Origin of the sequence: Coleofasciculus sp. G3-WIS-01, from assembly GCF_040223135.1 — a bacterium.
Classification (GTDB): domain Bacteria; phylum Cyanobacteriota; class Cyanobacteriia; order Cyanobacteriales; family Coleofasciculaceae; genus Coleofasciculus.
On sequence record NZ_JAVJZI010000248.1, the window covers coordinates 1 to 21,219 of the forward strand.

Sequence of the window (21,219 nt, forward strand, 5' to 3'; positions counted from 1 at the left end):
GTGAATACCAGGAACTTCTGCCAAGGCATTCCTCCTCGCCATTTCTGAATCGGAGTTAAGACTAAAAAAGCCATAAAAACGCACTAATATTTTTACCCAGTAGATGCGTTATTGTAACAAATAGTCTCTACTGGAACCCTAGAATCTTAAGTTTTCTAGGTTCTACCTGTAGGTCGTGCCGAACAAATAAATGCCGCCGTACCCGTTAGTATTATAGCAAAATTATTAATGTTTCGCTTTCCCCCATCTAAATCTTGTGATTTTAGATGGGGACTGCGCTCAACCGTTGTTCAAACCGATTGCCACAGTTTAATTTTGCGATCGCTCCCCGCACTGACGAGAAGATCTCCATGGGGACTAAATCCTAGAGAACGAACGGGTTGGGAATGTCCTGAGAGCTTGGTTAATCGCTGACCTTTTTGAACATCCCATAGTTCAATAAGCAAACCACTTCCACTAGCGAGAACTTGACTATCGGGACTAAATGCCAAAGCCGCTACGCCAGGTGACTCAGGAGCAAATGTCCGTAATAATTTACCCGTTTGGGGATTCCAGAGTGTTATCGCCCGACTGCTACCACTAGCAAGCATCAGACCATCTGGGCTAAATTTTAGGCAGGTAATGCTCATAGATTGATTGGTAAACGTGAGTAGCGGTTTACCATTGTGAGGATTCCACAATTCTAGGGTGCCATTCAAACTGCCCACGGCACAACTATGACCATCAGGGTTAAATGCAATATTTCGGACTGAATTGGAGTTTCCGGCTAAAATACGCAGGAGTTTGCCTGTCCGTACTGCCCAGAGTTTAATTTCACAGTCCCCACTACTAATTAAGATCTGACCGTTGGGACTAAATACAATATCCCGCACTCGGTCAGCACGATTAATAAACGTATTGATCAGTTTTCCGGTGCTGAGTGACCACAGCTTGATGGTTTTATCAGAACTGCCACTGGCTAAAATCTGACCATTTGGACTAATTGCCACACAGGTTACGCGGTGGCTATGTCCAGTTAGGTTATGTAAGGGTTTGCCGAGGCGTAATGCCCACAGTTTAATCGTTTTGTCATAACTGCCACTGGCTAAGGTTTTACCATCTGGACTAATGGCAATGGCACGAATCTCATCTGTATGTCCAGAAAGAGTCCGGCGCAGCTTCACCTTTTCCCAGGGATTGGGTGAAATTGAAAGTGGCAATAACTGAGTAATCAAAGACATCAGTCCTTTGGCTTTGGACTGAATTGGCGATCGCTTCAAGATCGGAATCGATGCCGGTGGCGGTAAGGAAGGGGGGGGAGCAATAATTTCTTCAATACAACGGCGAATCATCGCCGACGTTTGCGGTCGCTGACCGGGAAATGTCGCCATGAGATAATCGACTAAATCCGCTAATTCTTTGGTCATCTGCGGCGCACTCTCTCGCCATTGCAATTTGCCAGTACGGGGATGAGACTCGAAATCGTTGGGGGATTTGCCTGTGAATAAGTAGACAAAGGTGCGACCTAGAGCAAAGAAATCGGACTGCGCCACCGCTTTGCCCTCCATTTGCTCCGGTGGTGTATAACCACTAGAGATAATGACTGTGCCTGTGGCATTTTCTTTTTGCCGTTGTAAGTAGGTTTCGGTGATCTCCCGTACCGCTCCAAAGTCGATTAATGCCAGTTGTCCATTGGGTCGCAGGATAATATTAGAGGGCTTGATATCTCGATGGATTAGGTCTTGTTGGTGCAGTTGTTCCAAAATATCCACCAGTTGTTTCAACCATGCGATCGCCTGGTCTTGACTGAGGGTAGGTTTTTTTCGAGCTGATCGCCACTGCTTTAACGTGATCCCCTCAATTTTCTCCATGACTATGCAGTGCAGGGCGGCGTCTGTCCCCTGTGACCAGACAAAATAGCCATCTGACTCAACTCTAGGAATACCCGGATGCTGAAGCCGACTTAAGACCGTGGCTTCCCGTTGGAAGAGGGATACAGCTTTTTCTTGGGCATCATAGCTATAGAACCGATCCAGTTTCAGAACTTTCAGGACTTTGGCAACTCCCTGATCATCGACTTCAAAGGTTTGACTAAACCCGCCTTTACCGAGTGTTCGCAGGACTCGATAACGGTTTTGAAGCAACAGGTTGGGATATATCATGAGAGGGGTTTGAAACAGTAATCTTGGCTACCTAGCAGTATCACCTATCTGCCATTTAAAACTCATACAATTCCTGACATAATCGGACATTTAGGTTTACTTACTGCTTCTACCAGGGCTGTCGGCAGCGTCCTGTCCACAGTCGTTGAGTTCCCAGCGACGCGCCCTTGCCAAGTGTTGAAATCGCGACACTTAACTGAACCACACCATTGAGAGTGAAATACCTTATCGCTCAAGTTCATTGGTTGAATGTATCCACAGTCTGAACACATCTTCGATGAAGGCAACAGACGCGCCATGGCGCGTCTGTTCAACTGTGCCAAACACTGGCTGTTTGTATGTGAGTTGACGACAATCAACAGGCAACCTTTGTACATTTAATATATTTTCTTTAATGTTAATATATTATGTCATTATTTTTACCCTAAATGTTGGAAGACTTGAGTGAATGTCCGTAGGGTCACACTCTTTTTTTATAGACTGTTCTGTGTCTAATCCAACAATTGGCAGATAATCTCAGAAAATGTCGGCAAAATCATTGTCCTAGGTCATCCTCTTTTTGCTTCGCCACTTATGCCAAACCTCTAGGGTTTGCTTACAATCTGCCTTCAATCGCATCCAGCAGGTTGATCACGTTAAGCCGTGCATATCCCACAATTGGGTCAGATGTTCCTTCTAGTATAGAAAGAATCGCTTTGAGTTGATCTTCTAGACTATCTGAACCTTTTAGTAAATACAATCGATCTCTGACGCGGGTAAGAATTAGGCGAATTTGCAGCGTTTTCAGTTCATCCGATACCCGTTCTTTGACTAAAGCATGGCTCCTAAGTAGCCCCAGTTGACTTAAGGATTTTGTTTGGCAAACGGTTAAAATTTGCTGGCAAACCTGCTCGATAAATTGATTGGTGGCATATTTCAACAGAGCCGGCTGAATGGTGAAAATCACTTCATTGGCTTCGGTATTGGGTTCTTTTTCCAAAAGCGATCGGCGTTTGAGTGATTCCAAAGCGGCAAGGAGTTTTGATAAGGATGTTACCGAAAATTTCATCGCCTCTTTTAATTCTGAGATAGAAAGGGGCTGATTTTCCAGCGCTAACCAATAAATAATTTCCTGTTCTAATGGAGATAAACGCTGGAATTGTTGATTAAAAACATTCGGCAGAATATCGCCTATAATTAAGGTACTTTGATCTAAAAATTCAGAGATATTTCCGTCAAATATTTCTTGGATTGTTGTCGCCATAATTTTTAGGGCTAACGGATTGCCGCGATAAAGCTGAATCAGGGCATCGGCGCTTGACTTTAAGGAGGAAAATCCTTTGGTTTCTAAGATTTGTTTAGCATCCTCGGCACTTAAGCCTTTGAGTTTCAGTTCTCGAACGGGAAGTTTTTCACCAGCTAATGAGGCTATTTCTATGGGTTTTTCCCGACTAATTAGCAGTAAACAACTTTGATGACGTTCTTCAGCCATGCGCCGAATCAGTTCCCCATAGTCTTGATACCCTTCTCGATAATGTCCGGCTAACTTGCCACTACTCATGATAGTTTCCACATCATCAAGGAGTAACAAACAGCGATGGCGTTGCCCGAAGTCCATCAGTCGCGAAATTTGACCGTTGACTGTATCGGGTAACTCTCCTTCCTTACCCTCCGATAAAAAGTCGATCACCTCAGCCAGAAGATCACTAAGGGGTGAAGCATGACGTAGCGATCGCCAGATAACATATTCAAAGGAAGATTGAATCTTCTCGGCTAACTTCGCCGCTAGGGATGTTTTACCAATTCCCCCCATTCCTAAGAGTGCCACGATGCGACAGCGTTCTTTCAAAATCCATTGGTCTAGCTGTTCTAGTTCCGCCGTGCGACCATAAAAGATGGAGATGTCAATCGTTTCTCCCCAATCTTGACGACTATGGGAGGGTGTACTATTGCCTTGAGCGACAATTTCTTCCCAGTTGAGTCCTAAAACGTGACAGTATGCTTTAAAGGCATGAGCGCTAATGGGTTGTCTTCCGGCTAAAAACCGCTTCCATGTACCTTGGGAGAGTCCATTTGCATAAGGTCCCCCAGAATGCCACGGTTTATCCGGTTCTAGTATTCGACTAGCCTCAAGCAAGCAGGTGTCGTCATCATCAAGACTCCAACTCCACCCCTTTTCATTTCTGGCTTGCTTGATTTGAGCGAGTCCCCATTGAGAGGCTTTAAGAGTCGGCACTTTTTTACCCTACTTTTGCCATTTGTCAAGATCAATTTTAGCTTATTTGGCGATAGGTTCCCTACGCCCTACTCGCAGGTAGACGTGGGATAAATCGCGCCTTGTGAAGAAACTGGTTTCCATTCTACCCTGATCGGGTTATCCTACTATGATTGAACAAAAATCTCGGAATTCCCCACCCGTCTACACGGTGGGGATGAACAAGGAAGAACCGGGAGACTATTCTCTAGTAGCAATTTTAGGTCTGGGTCTAAACTGGCTAATTGTGCCAGCACTTGAGCGGGTTAGACGGTTACTCCAGGTTTAATGTGAATTTTTGTAACAAAACCGGATATATGGACGCGGATGGTTTCTTTGGCACCTTCGCGGGTTGGCAGGTGTAGGCAAAATTTCCCCCTAGTGCGGCGGGCATGGAAATACTTGAGCAGCTTTGTAGAGACGCGCCATGGCGCGTCTGGGAGCAGAGGGAGATGTTAGCTGTTGGCGTTATTTCTGCCTTCTTGCACTTGGACAAAATAATGGAATACCAACCTCAATGGGCTTTCAGCCAAACTATGACGAAAGCCTTATTTTGTCAAAGTGTATCACCTTTTTCATCATAATGGAATGTTCCAGTCGCCGAATATCCCTGATTTCCCTGCCAGCTAAAATTAACAGTAATTGCTTGAGCCGGAACGATGCTAGTCAGCGTGAAGCTTAAGGCTAAACTCGTAACTACAACAAGTTGGGCAAAAATACGTTTCATGCTCATGTATTTGATCGAAAACACAACTCCATGGTAATGAACAGTTCAGAACAAATTCAAGCCGCCGCAAAAGCACTCCGTCCAATTTTTGAAGACATTGACATAACGGTCAAGCAAAACCTGAAAAAAGTCCTGAATGCCTTTCGCCATTATCGGGTTGGTGTGCATCACTTTACTGGGGTGAGTGGTTATGGTCATGACGACTTAGGTCGCCAAACCTTAGACCAAGTATTTGCTAAAGTCATGGGTGCTGAGGCGGCGGCGGTGCGAGTCCAATTCGTTTCCGGAACTCATGCGATCGCCTGTTGCTTGTTTGGGGTATTGCGTCCCGGTGACGAGATGGTATCGGTGGTAGGTGCGCCTTACGATACCTTAGAAGAAGTGATTGGTGTCCGGGGTCAAGGTCAGGGATCGTTACAGGAGTTTGGGGTTGATTATCGTCAGTTAGACTTAACCTCCGCCGGAACAATTGATTGGCAAGCTTTAAAAGAATCCATCGGACAACGCACACGCTTAGTCTTAATTCAGCGGTCTTGTGGTTATTCCTGGCGTCCCAGTCTCTCAATAGCGGATATCGAAAAAATTGTCCAGTACGTTAAACAGCAAAATCCGGATACGATTTGTTTTGTCGATAACTGTTACGGCGAGTTTATTGAAGATAAAGAACCCCCAGCCGTTGGTGCGGATTTAGTGGCGGGATCTTTGATTAAAAATCCCGGTGGCACCATTGTCACGGCGGGGGGATATGTTGCCGGAAAAGCCGAGTTGGTTGAAGCCGCAACCTGTCGATTAACCGCACCCGGAATTGGCAGTTCTGGCGGGGCGACATTTGACCAGAATCGGTTATTATTTCAAGGACTTTTTCTCGCACCGCAAATGGTGGGAGAGGCGATGAAAGGAAATCATTTAACCGCTTATATCTTTGATCAGTTAGGCTATCCCGTAAATCCTAAACCCATGACACCTCGCCGGGATGTAATTCAGGCAATTCAGTTAGGTTCACCGGAAAAATTAATCACCTTTTGTCGGGTAATTCAGCAATATTCTCCGATTGGTTCCTATCTCGATCCCGTACCCGCCCAAATGCCGGGATATGAGAGTCAGTTAGTCATGGCTGGAGGAACGTTTATTGATGGGAGTACCTCGGAGTTTTCCGCTGATGGACCGTTGCGAGAACCTTATATCGCATTTTGTCAAGGGGGAACCCATTGGACTCATGTCGCGATCGCACTAGAAGCGGCGATAGAAGCAATATAGGGTGGGGGAATTCGTCAACTTACAGCCCTCACCCCCAGCCCTTCTCCCTCTTCTTGGGAGAGGGGAGTAAGAGGGAAGTCGGGAAAGTAATGATTTGGCACACCTTATTTTATGAATTACAATTCCATCCAGAAATTGTAGGGGCGCATGGCGTGCGCCCAATCCGATCGGTCAATTAGACAAAGGTAAACGCCCTGCCAAAAGTGCTTTCGTGGCAGATTCTCCAGCTAGGCGCAACTGTCGCCTTAACTGCCAATTTAACCCACCCAAGATAATCACTTGAATTAGAAAGGCTTACAAAACCAGTCCAACTGATGCAAACCCTATATTTAGCTTCCATAAAAACATTGTTTTGAAAGCCTTGCCCCACAAACTTTCCAAGAATAATCAGGTTTGCTTATCACCCTAGGTAAGGGAAAGCCGAATAATGTTTGTAGTTTTAACCCAAAGTGGTTGGTGAGACTTCAGCGCACTTTCGCTGAATTAGGCAAAGAATTATGATTGGCAAATAGCGGTTTTGATGCCGATTCACCGACAAGTTTTAACTGACGAGTTAATTGCACAATTAATCCTGCGATTATCGCCCATTGACCCAATACACTAAACAATACGGTGAAGGCGGATGTTTGTGCTAAAATGATCCAAGGCGCACCAAATACTGACGCAAGCCATAATCCTGGCAATTGTACTCCTGAAGTGAATTCCGTTTGTATGACGGATAAAATAAATAAAGGGACAAAAATCGCCAGACTCAAGGTACCTCCCGCCCAAATCCACGGTTTTTTGCGTCGGATTATCAACATCAATTGAATGAGAAGGGCGTAGAAACCGATTAAATTAGCACAAAGTAACAATCCCGCGATCGCTTTCACTTTGTCATCAACACCGATGGGAAACAGCAGTAACCAAGGGAACCAGACAATTGCTGTAATCCCTAAATTTACCGCGATCGCGACGGATGAAGGACTCTTTTCACCCCAAAGCCAATCCTGCCATGATACTGGCACATTGTTAACAGTTGCATGTTGACGTTGGGATTGCCCATACCTTGCCCAATCCAGCAAAGCTTGTCGTTGCGGCGAAATCGCAAAAATAACTCCTAACAAGAAAAATAGGCTAAACAGAGAAATCCCAAACAAGTAACCAAATAGCTGTTCTTGGCGGGCTACAGACTGATGGGGAAGTGACCACAATAATCCCAATAGCCAAATCTGAACGCCTCCCACTAACCAGTAACTCTGTTGTTTACTTAACAGCGTGCCGTTGGGATTGCGGAACATACGATTAGTCGCTTGCCAAACCCCGTATACGCTAACGCTAATTGTGATTAGCATCCACAACGTTAGCGGCAAAGGTTCATGACCCAGATTCCAAATAAACCAAGACCAATCCCCTAAATCTTTATAGACCAAATTTTGCCAATCAAAAGACCAATCTAATAAACCAGTGAACGTACTGCCCAACCAAACTCCAACTAAACTAGCCGCCAACCCTTGATAAGAGGCTTGAGTTAAACAAGAATTCAGCAATCCTAAATTATAGAACAACCGACAAGTGACCATCATTAGAGCATAAAAACTGATCATCCAGGCTAAGGGTACACCTGCAGCAATTCCTGCACCCCAATGTAGAGGGACAGCCAAACTTAATCCTAGGTAAACTAATATTGGTACACCCAGCATTTTTCCCCATAAAATACTCTGGCTGGATTGGGGTGTGAGGCGAATAAAATTGAGCGTACCCCGCCGCTGTTCTTTCATCCAATCGGAAATCAGCAAGTAGACGCCGATAGAAAATAAAGACAAGGGTAGAATCCAATTGAGTGTTCTGAAAATCATCAGCCAGTCAAATTCCCAGACGAATTCGACACAGCGATTATTAACATGACTCGTACAGTTTTGGCTAGAAAATGATAACAAAATTAACGTTTGAACGATTAAAGACGTTGCCACAACTATTAATCCGTTGCGGCGCTGCAAACGTCCTCTGAGTTCTCGCATCAACTGGGGATTCCAGTCCCCCAGTCGGTTGATCGGTGTAGAAAACATGGGAAATATCTCCAAATTAAATGTTCGTAGTTGCGTTGTCTTCGCCCTAAAAACTTGAGTCCTCACAACCAACACTGAAGTCATACTCTCAAGTTTAACGGGTTTTCTATCAGATCCCCGCCTTTTTCAAGAAGTTGGGGATCTAAATTCAAGTGTTATCTAACGACGAATTGAGGGATGTCCCGCTAATAAAGCTTGAGTGGCTGACTCACCAGCTTTGCGTAATTGCCGTATTAGCTGAGACGTTAATAGTCCCCAGATTAGGCATTCGGTAAGGAGTGCAAAACCGACAGTTGAGATAGCCGCATGTTCAATTCCTGCCCAAGGAAAGGAGGAAAATAGCCATAGAATAGGATTGTCGGAAGGTTCAATTCCCAATACAGCTAGCATAATCAGCGGCAAGCTAAGAACAGCCACAATAGAACCCGTTGCCCACAGCGCCCGCTTAGGTATTTTCATCATTAACATTAGCTGTGCAATGGTGGCACAAATTAGAGTCATGCAGATGAAGAAAGCAACGGCTAACAACCCTTGGAGTTTGTTGAATCCTGGCTCGTTACCCAGTGCAATCCAAAGCCCAAAAGGAATTGTCGCGATCGCTAAATTTATTCCAATGGCGAAAATAGCTGGACTCTTTTCTCCCCAAATCAAATCTTGAATGATTCCCCATCCTTTACGATTCATGACTTGTTGGCGATAACGCGCCCAATCTTGTAACACTTGGCGATGAGGTGAAAGGGCTGCAATTAAACCCAATAACAGTACGGCATTAAAACCAACGAAGGCGATAACAGCATCGCCAGAAAAATCATGCCAAGCCAACCCTAATAGTAAGATTTCCCAACAAGTAACTAGCCAATAACTCTGCCCTTTACTCAGAATAGTCGCGTTGGAATTTTGAAACCGTCGCTTTAGGGCTTGCCAAATCCAACCTATCCATAATCCATAATTCAATAGAACAAAACTGACTATACCTAATCCGGCTAAGCCTACAGGAATATGGAACCATTGCAGCGTTTGGATTTCGTTTTCCGAGAAGGGAAAGGCTTGATAGTGAACTTCTGTCTGATTATAGAGATAGGTCAGAACTACCGCCGGGGAAAACAAATTAATCCAGTTAATTTGACTGTTATAGCTCCAATTATTTTGTGCTATCAGCAAGAAAGCAAAAACTGCGCCACCTCCCAACCAGGATTGGAAGCCGTTTAACCAAGAACTCATTAACCCAAACAGCAGGGCTGCGCTGTAGAAGAAGGCACAACCTACTACCAAAACAGCATAGAAGCTGAAAATCTCTACCCGAGGAATTTGGGCAGATACGCCTAACCACAGATGTAAGGGAATGATCAGAATGGCGGCGAGATAGATTAAGATAGGAACGCCTAAGAGTTTTCCTAATAAAATACTTTGAGCAGATTGGGGACTGACTCGAATAAAGTTAAGTGTGCCGCGACTTTCTTCTCCAGCTAAGTCAGCGATGAGCATATAAGTTCCCACAATTAGCAGGATGAACAGAACAATTACACTTAGCCATGCAAACATTTGTCCATGTTGATATTGCCACCACAGCGGAATATCAATAGCATCTTTAAAGGATTGGTAAATTCCTTGTATATGGATGATTTCTGCCTTAACATCTTCTATACTGCCTTTAAGTTGATTAATTGTTTCCAAATCATATAATTCTGATCCGCTATAGCGCCATAATTGGTGTTGAAGGTAGTTATATTTTACCTGAAGTTGAGATAGTTTGGCTTGATTAGCGAGGTATGTATCGCACAGTTTACAGAATATATCTGTGTGAAACTTGTAGTAAGCATCAGGATCACTCAAGCGAGTAAATTGATTCAATCCATAGAAGAACATCGCTAGATAACCAAGTACCGACACCCCAACCGCGATCGCGACATTCCGCCCCTTCAGCCTTCCTTTCAGTTCCCGCAAGAGTTGCGGGTTCCAGTCACCCAGTCTGTCTATTCCTTTGAGTAGCATGAGAACAGTCTCCTAAATTTGTTATTTGTCATTAGTCATTTTTTATTCGTGAGAAAACCTTGGTCGGGGCGGGTTTAGTTACATCTGGGTGATGTCAAAAACGATAATAGTAAAACCCGCCCCTACATTGCTCAAAACTTTCTAAGATACTTGCTGATGTCCTAGCTTTAAGAATATAGTTTCTAAGTCCTCTTGTGTACAGTGGAACTCAGTTAGAGGAATTCCCGCTTCAACTAGCGATCGCAACAACATCGCACTCTCTTCTGGATTCCCGGAAAAATCAACCTGTACCTGGTTTTTTGCCGGAATCCGTTCGATCTCTTGAACTAAGGGATAATTTTTCAGTTCAGCCACCAATGCGTCCATATCTCCTAAACTGGAGAGAATAATCTTCTGACGGCTAAGGCGGCGATAAAGTTCAGCTAAAGGCGCACTTTCCACCAGATAGCCGAGTTCCATAATCCCTACCGAGGTACAGAGTTCGGCTAAGTCACTCAAGACATGGGACGAAATCAGAATCGTCATCCCCGCTTCTTGCAAGGTTTTGATAATTTCCCGAAACTGCATCCGGGCGATGGGATCTAATCCGGAAACGGGTTCATCAAGTAACAGTAGAATCGGTTCGTGAATAATTGTTCTCGCCAAACTTAGGCGCTGTTTCATCCCCCGCGATAGGGTAGCAATTAAGCTTTTGCGCTTACTGGTAAGCTGTACCAGTTCCAACACCTCCCGCAGGCGTTGGGTACGCCGGGGTTCTCGCAGGCGATAGAGTCGGGAAAAATAGTCAAGATAGTCCCAAACCGTTAAATCCTCGTAGACAGGGAAATCATCGGGGAGATAGCCAATACGCTGCTTGAGTTTGGGGTTACTTTGATCCCGCAGCAACCGATCGCCATTGATATAAATTTCACCCGTTGTCGGTTCCTCTGCGGCGGCTAACATCCGGATTAGCGTAGTTTTTCCAGCGCCATTGGGACCAATCAATCCATAGACTTCACCCGTCGCGACTTGTAAATCGATATCGTTTACGGCGATATGTCGGTCAAATTGCTTGGTCAGTCCATGGGTGGAAATAGCTAGATCTTGGGCTAAGAATGTCGGGGATGGGAGAAATGTTCCTGCTTCCATAGTTTGTGCTGATGGGATCTAATGTCCGCCAGTTTAACCTCTCTGAAGCAGAGATATCTCTCATCCGGTGACACTTATGCACTTTGGATTGGGGAAGAGGTGATTGGGGAACAGGAAATGTGTCCCATTTTGACAAACCTTATCAGTAAAACCCGCCCCGACAATTGACCCTTCACGAGCTTCGAGGGTATGCTTATGACTTTATAAACTGATATCGCGCCCAATATAAATAATATCTTGTTCCTCTTCTAGTTCGCTCTCAATTCTAGAACAGGAAAACGCCACCAAAATCTTTTCTCCTTTCTTAGTCTGACAAACAACCTCACTAGGGATCGTGCTGCTTGGACAAGAGCCATTTTTGTATAAAACTAAATTCTTCAACTGCAGCTCGTCAATAATTAGGGATAAGGGTTTACCAATTAATTCCAAATCGCTATAACCAAACAAGCAATTAGCGGCTTTATTCACAATTTTTATGATCGTTGATTCATTGGTGACGAACAGAGCATCTCCCATATATTGAACAATTTTATCAAGGTATTGACTTGATGCTGCCCAAGCATCTAATAGTAAGCTTGTTTCATTCGATCGTTGAACTAATGTTTGTTCTAAAGTCATTCTGTCGGTGGTATTTTCACATAAAATAATTAACTTATTTCCTGCATTACAGTTTTCACTATCATTGATAATATACATATCAAAATAGAGAAGATTGCCTCGTCCAGTAAACCGTCCAATTCCTTTTAAATCAAAGTTTAACTGTTGCCCCTGAAGGATATTGATTAAAATCTCTTCCATCCCAACAATTTCAGGAAAGCTCAGACGGACATCCTTACCTCGACTCACATCCTGAGGACTATCAGCAAACTGAGCGATTTTATCGGATAGTTCTACTATATTGAATGATTCATCCACGGCTAAGTATTCTATATGCCGAGAAAGTAATAATTTTTGAAAAAGAGGATGCATTTAACTTTATACTGCCTCGTTGGACTAATATATTAAGATTTATTTTAGCCTTAAACAATCACTGATATCAAGTATAACTTTTTGTAAAGTATATATTTTGATAATAAAAATCATTGTCAAGTAATCAGGATGTACCGACTTCCCCTACTATAAATGACTTATTTATTCTTATATTTATTTGGCAAGAAGTAAATATCAACTTACCTCATTTAATGTATTTTGTTGTTACACAGCCAGCCATTTTGTAATACACCCGATTGCATCCACCTCATCCAACCATTCGCTGAGCCAGCTTTAAAAAAATATCATCAACATTTACTCCCGTTTTAGCCGATGTGGGATAGACAGCAACTATTCTATTCGGATAATTCAAGTGGCACTTTTCCATGAAGTCTTGCTGTTGTTCTTCAGTAAGAAGATCCGCTTTATTTAAGGCGACGATGCCAAATCCTTTGGGATTTACAGATAAAAATGCCTGTAAGTGATCAGAAACATGATCGATTGTAACTTGGCGACTGACATCAGCCACAATTACCGCACTGCTTGCTCCTTGCAGGTACATCGGTGTTACCGTTTTAAATTTAGTATTTCCCTCCAAATCCCAAATTAGCATTTGTACCTGGAGCGCGTTTTTGGGCATCGCGGCTTGCACGTCAACGGTTTTTCGGGAAATCTTTACACCAACGGTTGACAGATACTTATCGCTAAACTGCCGTTCCACAAAGCGACGAATCAAGCTGGTTTTACCCACACTAAAATCGCCCAGCATACATATTTTTTTAGAGATCAGGGAAGTCATCGTAGTTTTTTAACTCCAATCGATAAAGAATCTAGTATATATAACTACCAATATTTGAGCGATATAAAATATTTATTGAGTCATTAGTTATTTGTGTTTCTTATCACAGACTAGTTGACCAATGACTTATTGGATGCCCATTATTCCCTGTTAAGTGTTTCCTTTCGTCTATTAAATACTGCCATACACAGGAACTGATGCACCGTGAACATCGTGCGCTGCTTCTGAAGCTAAGAAACAGATCACCTGAGCTAGAGATTAGGGTTTCACCCACTGATTGGCGTTCTATTTCCCCATCCCTTGACGATTAGTCGGCTTGTCAATCACCCTAGGAAGTACAATATTGGCGGTGATATTCGTACCTTTGGTTTCATCCGCGATCGCTTGAGTCAGGGCGACGGCTCCAGCTTTGGCAGCACAGTGGGATGCTAATTGTCCCACAGGTTACACAGCACACCGCGATCCCACTGTGACAATTCGCCCATAATCCTGTTGCAGCATTTTTGCCAAACTATGCTTGCACCGCAAAAAGGTTGTATTGAGGAATATTGACAAACTTTTGGTTATTCCGCTTGTCCATGTCATGAATCTGAACGAGTGGGTATCTTCATTTCCCAAAGTACCGCGATTTGAGCAGCGATTAAGCTGCCCAACATTCCATTCAAGCAAGAATTCAGCTTTACCTTATCGGGTAGAAGCCTCAGATGTGCGGTACAAGTGGCTCAAGCCTATTCCCTAAGGGGACGTCCAAAAACAAATGACCAATGACCAAAGACGACGCAACCCATAACCAGATTTGAGGGAGTAATTTTTTTACGATTCCTAAGATTGTTTTTCCAGTTCTGATTTCATGCGCTCTAAGGTCATTTGCATTTGATCAAACATTTGCTGAGGCGTGATGCCGAACTGACCTAGTTGGGTATTAAGTTGCTCAACCGTCATCTGAGCCATAAAATCCTCAGATAACTCAAAGCGCTTCATGAAAATTCGATAGCGCTCCATCATCGCTTCCATCTGATCAATGAAAATTTTTTTCCCTTCTCGGTCAAATTTGCCGTAGCTGCCTCCCAATTGGACAAGGGATTGATAATCTTCAAACAGTTGTTTAGCTTCTTGTTGGACTATCTCTGAATCAAAAAACCCCATAGCTCTTACCCGATCAACCGAGTGGGTTGTACTTGCCGTTTCCAGTCATATTCTAGTGCAGTGTTGCACTTAAAGGAAACTTCGGTTATCCGTATTTAGGTGAGCAGGGGGAGCCGGGGTGTAGGGGCGGGTTTTACAGATAACATTTTGCTACAAACCGATCACTTGACTCGCACCCGCCCTTGGCAGAGCATCTCAATATCATAGAAATAGGGTCATCCTATTGCTGGATTAGTAACGGTGTCCTTTCGTCTGTTGTTAAAACCATTATGTTAAGCAAGCCGAAAAGTCGAAAAGTCGCTTCCTTACTAGCGTTTAGTGGGGTAGTGATACCTATTGCGGGACTCCATAAATTTTATCTGGGGCAACCTTGGTGGGGAATTTTTTATTTGTTGCTATCTTGGACGCCAATCCCCAGAGTGGCGAGTGCCATTGAAGGAGTGTGGTATTTGTTGCAAAACTCGGAGCAATTCGACCAAAACTTTAACGGGGAGTTGATCCCAACCGGGGTATCAGCGCCAAGTAAAACCCCAGAGGTTGATCCGGCGCAAGTGGGTGCGATCGCGGATGCGCTGCGACAACTCGACAAGTTGCGTCAGGAGGGGTTGATGTCAGAATATGAGTTTGAGCAAAAGCGTCGCCAATTACTGGATCGTATCGCTTAAAAAGAAGATGGCACTGTTTGACTGGCTTTTATCGACACAACGATTAAACCCAACCTGGCGCTCAATCCAAGGGCGGATTCACAGCGATCCTTACTATCGGCTGCAATCGGCGCAAGACATTGAGGTGGCGGCGGCATTGGGAATTAAAATTGATGTCAATCAAGCTACAGTAGATGATTGGCTGAGATTACCGGGGATATCCATCCATCAAGCGCGATCGCTGGTTGAATTGGCAAGGAGTGGTGTACAGTTTTGCTGTTTGGAGGATATTGCGGCGGCGTTAAGTATCCCTGTTGGGCGGTTGCAGCCGTTACAACCGATTCTCAGCTTTTGTTACTATGATGCCGAAAGTCCAGCAACACCTGTGCCGATTCATGCTAATACAGCATCCGTGGAACAACTTAGCCGAATTCCCGGAGTTGATTTGTTTTTAGCCAGAGCGATCGTGCAAAATCGGCAAGAGATGGGCAACTATCGGAATTTAGCCGGCTTGCAGCGCCGTCTTGCCCTTCCCCCGGAACTGATATCTGAGATAATGTACTATCTGCGATTTTGATCGGAAAAAACAAATGCCCTGGTTCGTCAAGATAGAAGAAGGCATCGTCGATAAACCGACGTTTGACCAATATGTTCCGGCGCATAAAGCCTATGTTCAAGACTTGATTGACAAAGGACACAAAGCCAAAACAGGTTACTGGGCTGAGCGAGGGGGCGGAATGCTCCTATTTGAGGCGAGTTCCACAAAAGAGGCACAGGCGATCGTTGAGCGAGATCCGTTGGTGGCAAATCACTGTGTTAGATACCAGCTTCACGAATGGCGGATTATTGCTGAATAAAAAATATCTCCGTGAACTGATCAATGTGGTTTAAAGATGTTATGCTAGTAACTGACTCGGATTCATGCAATCCCAACGCTCAAACCTTGTCAGAACCGGAAGGTAGCAGCAATACGAGATGCTTGGGATAGGCGTGAACTCCGGGTCTTCTCATACCTGGCTCTACGGTGACGCATTATTTTTTATCGTTAATCTCCAGTTAAGTTAAGTCCCAAAACTGCTCGCAGTGAGTTCTAATTTAATTTTTTCTCGCCATAGTTCCACGCCTTACGTCTCTACCGGCTCCCCCTACTCCCCTATCCCTTGCCCTATTGAGTTAAATCCTGAGACCTAGGTGTAAACAAGGCAGAGCGCTAATCTCGCTATACTGCCAAATGATACCCTTATTTATTGGTTTAAGTTTCCTGGAGGCAGATCTATGACATCGTATGCAACCTCTTCTGCCAAAGCCGAGATGAGTGAACTTCGGCGTCTGAAAACCTTACTCCCCCCAGAATTGCAAAGCTGGGTCATGGTGGAAGGAACGACGGAGGTGAATCCTCCTTTGTTACGCACCGAAGAAATCGGTAGCGATGAAGTGGAGGTTCAAATTGATTTAGTGAAATGGGAACAGTTTGCCCTTGACCAGCGCAATCTCCTATTTTGGCACGAAGTTGCCCGAATTCAGAATGATACCATCCCCAAAGAAGGTTGGGAAATGGCAGCCCTAGCCATTGGTTTGGGAGGGGCTGTTGGGGAACTTTGGGTACAAGATGGATTGCTGCTCCTGTTGGCACTAGCCCTCTGTGGTGTTTCTGGGTGGAGACTCTATCAGAAAAACAACGGCGAGAAAACCCTCAAGGCAGAAATTGAGGCAGACGAAAAAGCGATCGCCCTAGCTACTCGCTTTGGTTACACTCTTCCCAACGCCTACAAGAGTCTAGGCAGTGCCTTAAAAACATTAGTTGAAGTTACACCCAGTCGTCGTCAACGTCGCCGCTACGAAACTCGCCTAGCCGCCCTGAAAAAAAGTGCTGCTAAAGCCAAAGCCGAAGCGAAAAGCCAACGAGAACCCAAACTCTAAAGCTGACCGATCATCTTATGGGTTTGGGGGACAACGCGCACGATCCCGATATGGCGCTTCATCAACGCTTGCCATTCTAAAACCTGAGTAGGCATTGGCGGAATCATTGGTCCATGATGGGGTGTAGCTAGGGGCGTTACCGGTTGTAGAAACACAGGGATACTGGGGTTACAGGCTGCAACCAGTTCGGCGGCTAACTCCAGTTCGGATGCGTTCGTGGCTTGAGCAATAATCAGCTTCACAAAAACTTCGACGTCTGCATCACCACAAAGCTGTAGAAACTGACGATGGGCTTGCCAACACTCTTCCCCACTTACACTCGGCAGCTTCATATCCATGCCGATACAATCTAAATAGGGTAAGATCTGGGCTAGTTGCTCCGGGCGATGTCCACCGGTTTCCAAGTATATGGGTAACCCAGTTCGGTGTCGCACCACGGGCAAGAACTCTCTTAAAAAGGGAGCCTGCAACAAGGGTTCGCCACCTGTTAAGCTAATGCTTTCATGGAGTCCTGGATAATTTTGCCGCTCAACCCATGCCAGTAACTGATCGCCGGTTACAGGGTTAGGATGAGCTTCAAAATCCCGATTTCCAGGGGTTTGCTCCACGTAAGACAAACCGGGAGCTGTCCAGGTATTCTGACTATCGCAAAAATGGCAGCGCAAATCACACATTGCCAAACGGATGAATAATTGGCGGGTACCAACATTTAGTCCTTCACCTTGAATGGCAGAGAACAGTTCAATGAGCCGTGCGGTGAGTCCAGTCTTAGCTGACATTTTTTAACATTAATCGGTAAGTTCAAGTGAGTTTTTGGTTAAGTTGGCAATTGTACGACACAATATTGGTCAGAAACACAGGTGAATACCAACAATACAGGTCGTTATGAGTGACTCTATGTCCGAAGCTGATTTTAAAGTAATACTATTGCATGAAACTCCCGTTATGCAACTTCCGGCTCGCCTGAGTGTGCTTGAAGCTGTGGCTTTCAAAGAAACCTGCCAGCGAATTTTGCACAACCACCCCCTGCCGCAAAAAATTATTTTAGACTTTCGTCAAACGACCTTTATCGATAGCTGTGGGATTGGGGCGTTGGTGAACAATTACAAAAATGCGACCAGTAAGGATGTGGAACTGGTACTTACCAATGTTGGCACTCCGGTTATAGCCATTTTGAAAATGGTAGGACTCGATCAAATTCTAACAGTGGAGCTGTTGCCTGAACCAACTAAGTTAACAGCATTACCACCCACTCACCCTTCAACCCGCTCTTGGATCAAACGCGGACTCGATATTGTCGGAGCAATCGTTGGCTTAGGAATTACCGCGCTAGTCTTTATTCCCATTGCTATTGCCATCAAACTTGATACGCCAGGTCCCATCTTATTCAGTCAGATTCGTAAGGGGTGGATGGGCAAAGAATTTCGGATTTGGAAGTTCCGCTCTATGTATATCGGTAGTCAAGATATCAGTAAGGGCAAGATTAGAGTTAAACCTTTGGATGAAAATGCCCCTGATCCCAGAGTGACACGAGTGGGTCGGTTTTTACGGAAAACTAGTCTTGACGAACTGCCTCAATTTGTCAATGTCTTGAAAGGGGAAATGAGTTTGGTCGGGACTCGACCCCCTACACCGGATGAAGTAGACTACTATGATGTACCAGAATGGCAGCGTTTAGATGTCAAACCTGGTATGACGGGGGAGTGGCAGGTCAATGGGCGAAATCAAATCCACGATTTTAAGGACATCATTGACTTAGATTTACGCTACCAGCATAACTGGAGCTTGATGTATGATATCAAATTAATTATCAAAACAATTTTAGTTGTGTTTTCTAAAAATAGTGGCGCGGCTTAACAAAATTGGACGGGCAATCGATTGATGCACAAGGACAAACCCCTTAAACAATCGCATCTCAAGGTAGCCACAGACATCAATGCTGTTGCTGAAATTCTCACCTGGTTTGATCAGTTAGCTTCCCGCCAATTTCCTCACCAATTTTGTGGGGATTGTCAAGTGGTACTAGACGAAGCCTTTGCCAACGCGGTTCACCACGCTCATCGCCACTTACCCCAAACCACCCCGATTGAGCTGGAACTGAAGATATTTGCTGACCGCTTGGAGATGCGGATTTGGGATTACGGAGAACCGTTTGATTTGCTCTCTAAGCTGGAGGCTTTACATCACAAAGGCTGTAACCTTTTAGAGGAAACAGGCAGAGGATTAATTTTGATGGAGCGATTCACGGATGAACTATCTTACCAACGCCTATCTGACCAGCGCAATTGTTTGTATATGGGAAAACGACTCGTAGCAGTGAGCCAACAGCCGTGAACGGGACTATGGAGCGTGAAAGCACAAAATGTTCAAGCTAACCCAACATTCGGGTTACTCTTTGAGAAGGCTGACGCTCTTTACGTCGCTATCGCTGCGCGTCACGCCTACGTACCTCAACCCAACCGACAAAGTTGAGATGCACCCCCGTGATCCGCCTCCATGAATCTGTGAATTTCTTTAGTCTACAGGCTGATTGCACTTATGTGTACCATGCTGCATTCTGATAAAGGCAACTACAATAGGTAGATTCTACAATGATGGTGTTTCTGATGCCGTTAAGCCGTGCAACCTGCCCTGAGCACCAGGTTGCATATTCCCACTGATAGGCATTCGGCTAGTTTGGCGAAAAAATTAGTCCCAACTGGGTTCTTTCCCACTTGCTTTCCTAAAAAAAATTTATGAGAATTCTGATTTATTCCTACAACTATTTTCCTGAACCTATCGGCATTGCCCCACTGATGACCGAACTTGCTGAGGGGTTAGTGAAACGAGGACATCAGGTTCGGGTAGTTACAGGTATGCCTTGGTATCCTCAAAAAGAAGTGTATGAAGAATACAGAGGAAAATTATACTGCACAGAGGTGATCAAAGGCGTAGCTATTCAACGCAGTTATGTCTGGATTCGCCCCGAACCCAGTTTAATTGACCGATTGTTATTGGAAGTTAGCTTTGTGGCGACGAGTTTTGTCCATGCTCTAAAGGGACGGCGACCCGATATAATTTTCCTGACGGCACCACCGCTGCCGGTTGCTGTACCTGCAGCACTTTTAGGATGGCTACACCGTGTTCCAGTGGTTCTCAATCTTCAGGATATTTTACCAGATGCTGCTGTACACTTGGAAATTCTTACCAATCCCAAGTTGATTCGCATCTTTTCTATTTTGGAAAAATTTGCCTACCGGACAGCGACAAAAATCAGTGTTATTGCTGATGGGTTTATTAAAAACTTGCGGCATAAGGGAGTCAATGAAAGCAAAATTGAGCTGATTCCGAATTGGGTGAATGTTGATTTCATCAAACCTTTACCTAAAGAACCGAATGCATTTCGTCAAGAGCATGGACTCAACGGGAAGTTTGTGGTCATGTATTCCGGCAATATAGCGCTCAGTCAAGGCATAGAAACTGTTATTCAGGCTTCTGTTCGCCTGCGTCATATTCCCGATATTGCCATTGTAATTGTGGGAGAAGAGAAAGCTCTAGAGAGATTGCAGCAAGAAGAAGCGAGGGCGCTGGTAGAATGGCAAGTTGAGATCCAGGAGAAAGCGCGATCGCAGGGGAAAGCACAAGCCAAAGCCTTGCAACAACTACAGCTTTACAAACAAACCTGTAAAGCAACCAATGTACTCCTGCTACCGTTTCAACCTCGCGAACAACTCCCGGAAATGCTAGCCGCAGCCGATGTGGGTTTGGTACTGCAAAAGCAAAACGTTATTGACTTTAATATGCCCTCAAAAATTCCTGTATTGATGGCAAGCGGTCGCGCCATCTTAGCTTCGGTTCCAGCCGGGGGAACAGCCGCCAGTGCCATCCACAGGAGTGGCGGTGGCATTATCGTCGAACCCGAAAATCCCAAAACTTTAGCCGCCCAAATTTTGGATCTGTATCTCCATCCGGAAAAAGTCAAAGCTTTGGGTGACAAAGGCAGAAAGTATGCCGAAGAAAATTATGCCTTTGACCGAGCGCTTGAGCGCTATGAACAACTATTTGCTTCCCTTCAGAAGCCTTAAGTTGACATTCCTACCAAAACATCATAGAAGCTGAGAGCCACCGTCTTTTAAGCGGTGGATGAAAGCGACTTGAAGGATTTATCCTTCTGTTTACGGATTAAGTCTACAAAATGGTGTATAAATAGTGTAGGAGGTGATGAACAAGTGTTAA

20 protein-coding genes, 1 other RNA gene and 1 pseudogene are annotated in these 21,219 nt (G+C 44.7%); 10 read left to right on the forward strand and 12 right to left on the reverse strand.

Translation table 11 applies throughout. The annotated features are described in order from the left end of the window. Nucleotides 1-290: 290 nt before the first annotated feature. From RIM23_RS26160 to RIM23_RS26170, 3 genes are all read right to left on the reverse strand, one after another. A complete protein-coding gene (locus RIM23_RS26160; protein WP_446370763.1) occupies nucleotides 291-2,141 on the reverse strand; it encodes a protein kinase domain-containing protein in 1,851 nt (616 codons plus the stop codon). Nucleotides 2,142-2,203: 62 nt separating this feature from the next. Beyond that, nucleotides 2,204-2,440, reverse strand: coding sequence for a hypothetical protein (locus RIM23_RS26165; RefSeq protein ID WP_446370765.1), 237 nt, complete (start codon nucleotides 2,438-2,440; stop codon nucleotides 2,204-2,206). A gap of 296 nt (nucleotides 2,441-2,736) precedes the next feature. Next, nucleotides 2,737-4,356 carry an NB-ARC domain-containing protein gene (locus RIM23_RS26170; RefSeq protein ID WP_446370767.1) on the reverse strand — a complete coding sequence of 540 codons (1,620 nt, stop codon included), beginning with the start codon at nucleotides 4,354-4,356 and terminating at the stop codon, nucleotides 2,737-2,739. Nucleotides 4,357-4,504: 148 nt separating this feature from the next. Here RIM23_RS26170 and RIM23_RS26175 point away from each other — a divergent pair, with 148 nt between their 5' ends. Continuing rightward, complete coding sequence (locus RIM23_RS26175; protein ID WP_446370769.1) at nucleotides 4,505-4,663, forward strand: hypothetical protein; 159 nt, start codon at nucleotides 4,505-4,507, stop codon at nucleotides 4,661-4,663. Between the two features lie 267 nt (nucleotides 4,664-4,930). On the opposite strand, the gene RIM23_RS26180 is transcribed toward RIM23_RS26175, so the two are convergent. After that, a complete protein-coding gene (locus RIM23_RS26180; protein ID WP_446370771.1) occupies nucleotides 4,931-5,101 on the reverse strand; it encodes a hypothetical protein in 171 nt (56 codons plus the stop codon). Nucleotides 5,102-5,131: 30 nt separating this feature from the next. Between RIM23_RS26180 and RIM23_RS26185 the strand changes: the two genes are divergently transcribed. Next, entirely contained in the window at nucleotides 5,132-6,358 is a 1,227-nt protein-coding gene (locus tag RIM23_RS26185; RefSeq protein ID WP_446370773.1) for a methionine gamma-lyase family protein, read from the forward strand. A 464-nt stretch (nucleotides 6,359-6,822) separates the two neighbouring features. Here the strand turns inward: RIM23_RS26185 and RIM23_RS26190 are convergent, their stop codons facing one another. The 7 genes and pseudogenes from RIM23_RS26190 to RIM23_RS26220 form a co-directional block, all read right to left on the reverse strand. Beyond that, nucleotides 6,823-8,406, reverse strand: a complete 1,584-nt coding sequence (locus RIM23_RS26190) for a hypothetical protein (protein ID WP_446370775.1) — start codon at nucleotides 8,404-8,406, stop codon at nucleotides 6,823-6,825. Nucleotides 8,407-8,565: 159 nt separating this feature from the next. Continuing rightward, nucleotides 8,566-10,398, reverse strand: a complete 1,833-nt coding sequence (locus RIM23_RS26195; protein WP_446370777.1) for an ABC transporter permease — start codon at nucleotides 10,396-10,398, stop codon at nucleotides 8,566-8,568. A 141-nt stretch (nucleotides 10,399-10,539) separates the two neighbouring features. After that, nucleotides 10,540-11,526, reverse strand: coding sequence for an ABC transporter ATP-binding protein (locus RIM23_RS26200; RefSeq protein ID WP_446370779.1), 987 nt, complete (start codon nucleotides 11,524-11,526; stop codon nucleotides 10,540-10,542). Between the two features lie 201 nt (nucleotides 11,527-11,727). Next, the gene (locus tag RIM23_RS26205) at nucleotides 11,728-12,441 is read right to left on the reverse strand and encodes a PAS domain S-box protein (RefSeq protein ID WP_446370781.1); all 714 of its coding nucleotides are present in this window, start codon (nucleotides 12,439-12,441) and stop codon (nucleotides 11,728-11,730) included. A 322-nt stretch (nucleotides 12,442-12,763) separates the two neighbouring features. Next, nucleotides 12,764-13,294: a Rab family GTPase gene (locus tag RIM23_RS26210; protein ID WP_446358173.1), complete on the reverse strand. Its 531-nt coding sequence runs from the start codon at nucleotides 13,292-13,294 to the stop codon at nucleotides 12,764-12,766. A 171-nt stretch (nucleotides 13,295-13,465) separates the two neighbouring features. After that, nucleotides 13,466-13,840: pseudogene (locus RIM23_RS26215) on the reverse strand (SDR family oxidoreductase); the annotation flags it as partial. Between the two features lie 276 nt (nucleotides 13,841-14,116). Continuing rightward, the gene (locus RIM23_RS26220) at nucleotides 14,117-14,440 is read right to left on the reverse strand and encodes a DUF1825 family protein (RefSeq protein ID WP_446336326.1); all 324 of its coding nucleotides are present in this window, start codon (nucleotides 14,438-14,440) and stop codon (nucleotides 14,117-14,119) included. Nucleotides 14,441-14,709: 269 nt separating this feature from the next. On the opposite strand from RIM23_RS26220, the gene RIM23_RS26225 reads away from it, so the two are divergent. The 5 genes from RIM23_RS26225 to RIM23_RS26245 all read left to right on the forward strand — a co-directional run bounded on the left by RIM23_RS26225 (nucleotide 14,710) and on the right by RIM23_RS26245 (nucleotide 17,004). After that, nucleotides 14,710-15,105: an NINE protein gene (locus RIM23_RS26225; protein ID WP_446370783.1), complete on the forward strand. Its 396-nt coding sequence runs from the start codon at nucleotides 14,710-14,712 to the stop codon at nucleotides 15,103-15,105. Nucleotides 15,106-15,112: 7 nt separating this feature from the next. Then, nucleotides 15,113-15,661 (forward strand): helix-hairpin-helix domain-containing protein, encoded by a 549-nt coding sequence (locus RIM23_RS26230; protein WP_446370785.1) that lies wholly within the window; start codon nucleotides 15,113-15,115, stop codon nucleotides 15,659-15,661. A 13-nt stretch (nucleotides 15,662-15,674) separates the two neighbouring features. Beyond that, nucleotides 15,675-15,941 carry a YciI family protein gene (locus RIM23_RS26235; RefSeq protein ID WP_446370787.1) on the forward strand — a complete coding sequence of 89 codons (267 nt, stop codon included), beginning with the start codon at nucleotides 15,675-15,677 and terminating at the stop codon, nucleotides 15,939-15,941. 53 nt (nucleotides 15,942-15,994) lie between these two features. Beyond that, an RNA gene (gene ffs, locus RIM23_RS26240) (signal recognition particle sRNA small type) lies at nucleotides 15,995-16,091 on the forward strand. Nucleotides 16,092-16,359: 268 nt separating this feature from the next. Then, nucleotides 16,360-17,004, forward strand: a complete 645-nt coding sequence (locus RIM23_RS26245; RefSeq protein ID WP_446336298.1) for a DUF3318 domain-containing protein — start codon at nucleotides 16,360-16,362, stop codon at nucleotides 17,002-17,004. Here the strand turns inward: RIM23_RS26245 and RIM23_RS26250 are convergent. Beyond that, a complete protein-coding gene (locus RIM23_RS26250) occupies nucleotides 17,001-17,783 on the reverse strand; it encodes a 7-carboxy-7-deazaguanine synthase QueE (protein ID WP_446370789.1) in 783 nt (260 codons plus the stop codon). The genes RIM23_RS26245 and RIM23_RS26250 overlap by 4 nt on opposite strands. Before the next feature lie 106 nt (nucleotides 17,784-17,889). Between RIM23_RS26250 and RIM23_RS26255 the strand changes: the two genes are divergently transcribed. The 3 genes from RIM23_RS26255 to RIM23_RS26265 all read left to right on the forward strand — a co-directional run bounded on the left by RIM23_RS26255 (nucleotide 17,890) and on the right by RIM23_RS26265 (nucleotide 21,068). Further along, nucleotides 17,890-18,861, forward strand: coding sequence for a sugar transferase (locus RIM23_RS26255; RefSeq protein ID WP_446370791.1), 972 nt, complete (start codon nucleotides 17,890-17,892; stop codon nucleotides 18,859-18,861). 24 nt (nucleotides 18,862-18,885) lie between these two features. After that, the gene (locus RIM23_RS26260) at nucleotides 18,886-19,338 is read left to right on the forward strand and encodes an ATP-binding protein (RefSeq protein ID WP_446370793.1); all 453 of its coding nucleotides are present in this window, start codon (nucleotides 18,886-18,888) and stop codon (nucleotides 19,336-19,338) included. A gap of 401 nt (nucleotides 19,339-19,739) precedes the next feature. Further along, complete coding sequence (locus tag RIM23_RS26265) at nucleotides 19,740-21,068, forward strand: glycosyltransferase family 4 protein (protein WP_446370795.1); 1,329 nt, start codon at nucleotides 19,740-19,742, stop codon at nucleotides 21,066-21,068. Nucleotides 21,069-21,219: the final 151 nt, after the last annotated feature.

What these genes read in the sequence shown, in the direction of transcription:
- RIM23_RS26160 (WP_446370763.1), bottom strand. Translation starts at nt 2,141, where the DNA reads ATGATATATCCCAACCTGTTGCTTCAAAACCGTTATCGAGTCCTGCGA.
- RIM23_RS26165 (WP_446370765.1), bottom strand. Translation starts at nt 2,440, where the DNA reads ATGGCGCGTCTGTTGCCTTCATCGAAGATGTGTTCAGACTGTGGATAC.
- RIM23_RS26175 (WP_446370769.1), top strand. Translation starts at nt 4,505, where the DNA reads ATGATTGAACAAAAATCTCGGAATTCCCCACCCGTCTACACGGTGGGG.
- RIM23_RS26180 (WP_446370771.1), bottom strand. Translation starts at nt 5,101, where the DNA reads ATGAAACGTATTTTTGCCCAACTTGTTGTAGTTACGAGTTTAGCCTTA.
- RIM23_RS26185 (WP_446370773.1), top strand. Translation starts at nt 5,132, where the DNA reads ATGGTAATGAACAGTTCAGAACAAATTCAAGCCGCCGCAAAAGCACTC.
- RIM23_RS26190 (WP_446370775.1), bottom strand. Translation starts at nt 8,406, where the DNA reads ATGTTTTCTACACCGATCAACCGACTGGGGGACTGGAATCCCCAGTTG.
- RIM23_RS26195 (WP_446370777.1), bottom strand. Translation starts at nt 10,398, where the DNA reads ATGCTACTCAAAGGAATAGACAGACTGGGTGACTGGAACCCGCAACTC.
- RIM23_RS26200 (WP_446370779.1), bottom strand. Translation starts at nt 11,526, where the DNA reads ATGGAAGCAGGAACATTTCTCCCATCCCCGACATTCTTAGCCCAAGAT.
- RIM23_RS26210 (WP_446358173.1), bottom strand. Translation starts at nt 13,294, where the DNA reads ATGACTTCCCTGATCTCTAAAAAAATATGTATGCTGGGCGATTTTAGT.
- RIM23_RS26220 (WP_446336326.1), bottom strand. Translation starts at nt 14,440, where the DNA reads ATGGGGTTTTTTGATTCAGAGATAGTCCAACAAGAAGCTAAACAACTG.
- RIM23_RS26225 (WP_446370783.1), top strand. Translation starts at nt 14,710, where the DNA reads ATGTTAAGCAAGCCGAAAAGTCGAAAAGTCGCTTCCTTACTAGCGTTT.
- RIM23_RS26230 (WP_446370785.1), top strand. Translation starts at nt 15,113, where the DNA reads ATGGCACTGTTTGACTGGCTTTTATCGACACAACGATTAAACCCAACC.
- RIM23_RS26235 (WP_446370787.1), top strand. Translation starts at nt 15,675, where the DNA reads ATGCCCTGGTTCGTCAAGATAGAAGAAGGCATCGTCGATAAACCGACG.
- RIM23_RS26245 (WP_446336298.1), top strand. Translation starts at nt 16,360, where the DNA reads ATGACATCGTATGCAACCTCTTCTGCCAAAGCCGAGATGAGTGAACTT.
- RIM23_RS26250 (WP_446370789.1), bottom strand. Translation starts at nt 17,783, where the DNA reads ATGTCAGCTAAGACTGGACTCACCGCACGGCTCATTGAACTGTTCTCT.
- RIM23_RS26255 (WP_446370791.1), top strand. Translation starts at nt 17,890, where the DNA reads ATGAGTGACTCTATGTCCGAAGCTGATTTTAAAGTAATACTATTGCAT.
- RIM23_RS26260 (WP_446370793.1), top strand. Translation starts at nt 18,886, where the DNA reads ATGCACAAGGACAAACCCCTTAAACAATCGCATCTCAAGGTAGCCACA.
- RIM23_RS26265 (WP_446370795.1), top strand. Translation starts at nt 19,740, where the DNA reads ATGAGAATTCTGATTTATTCCTACAACTATTTTCCTGAACCTATCGGC.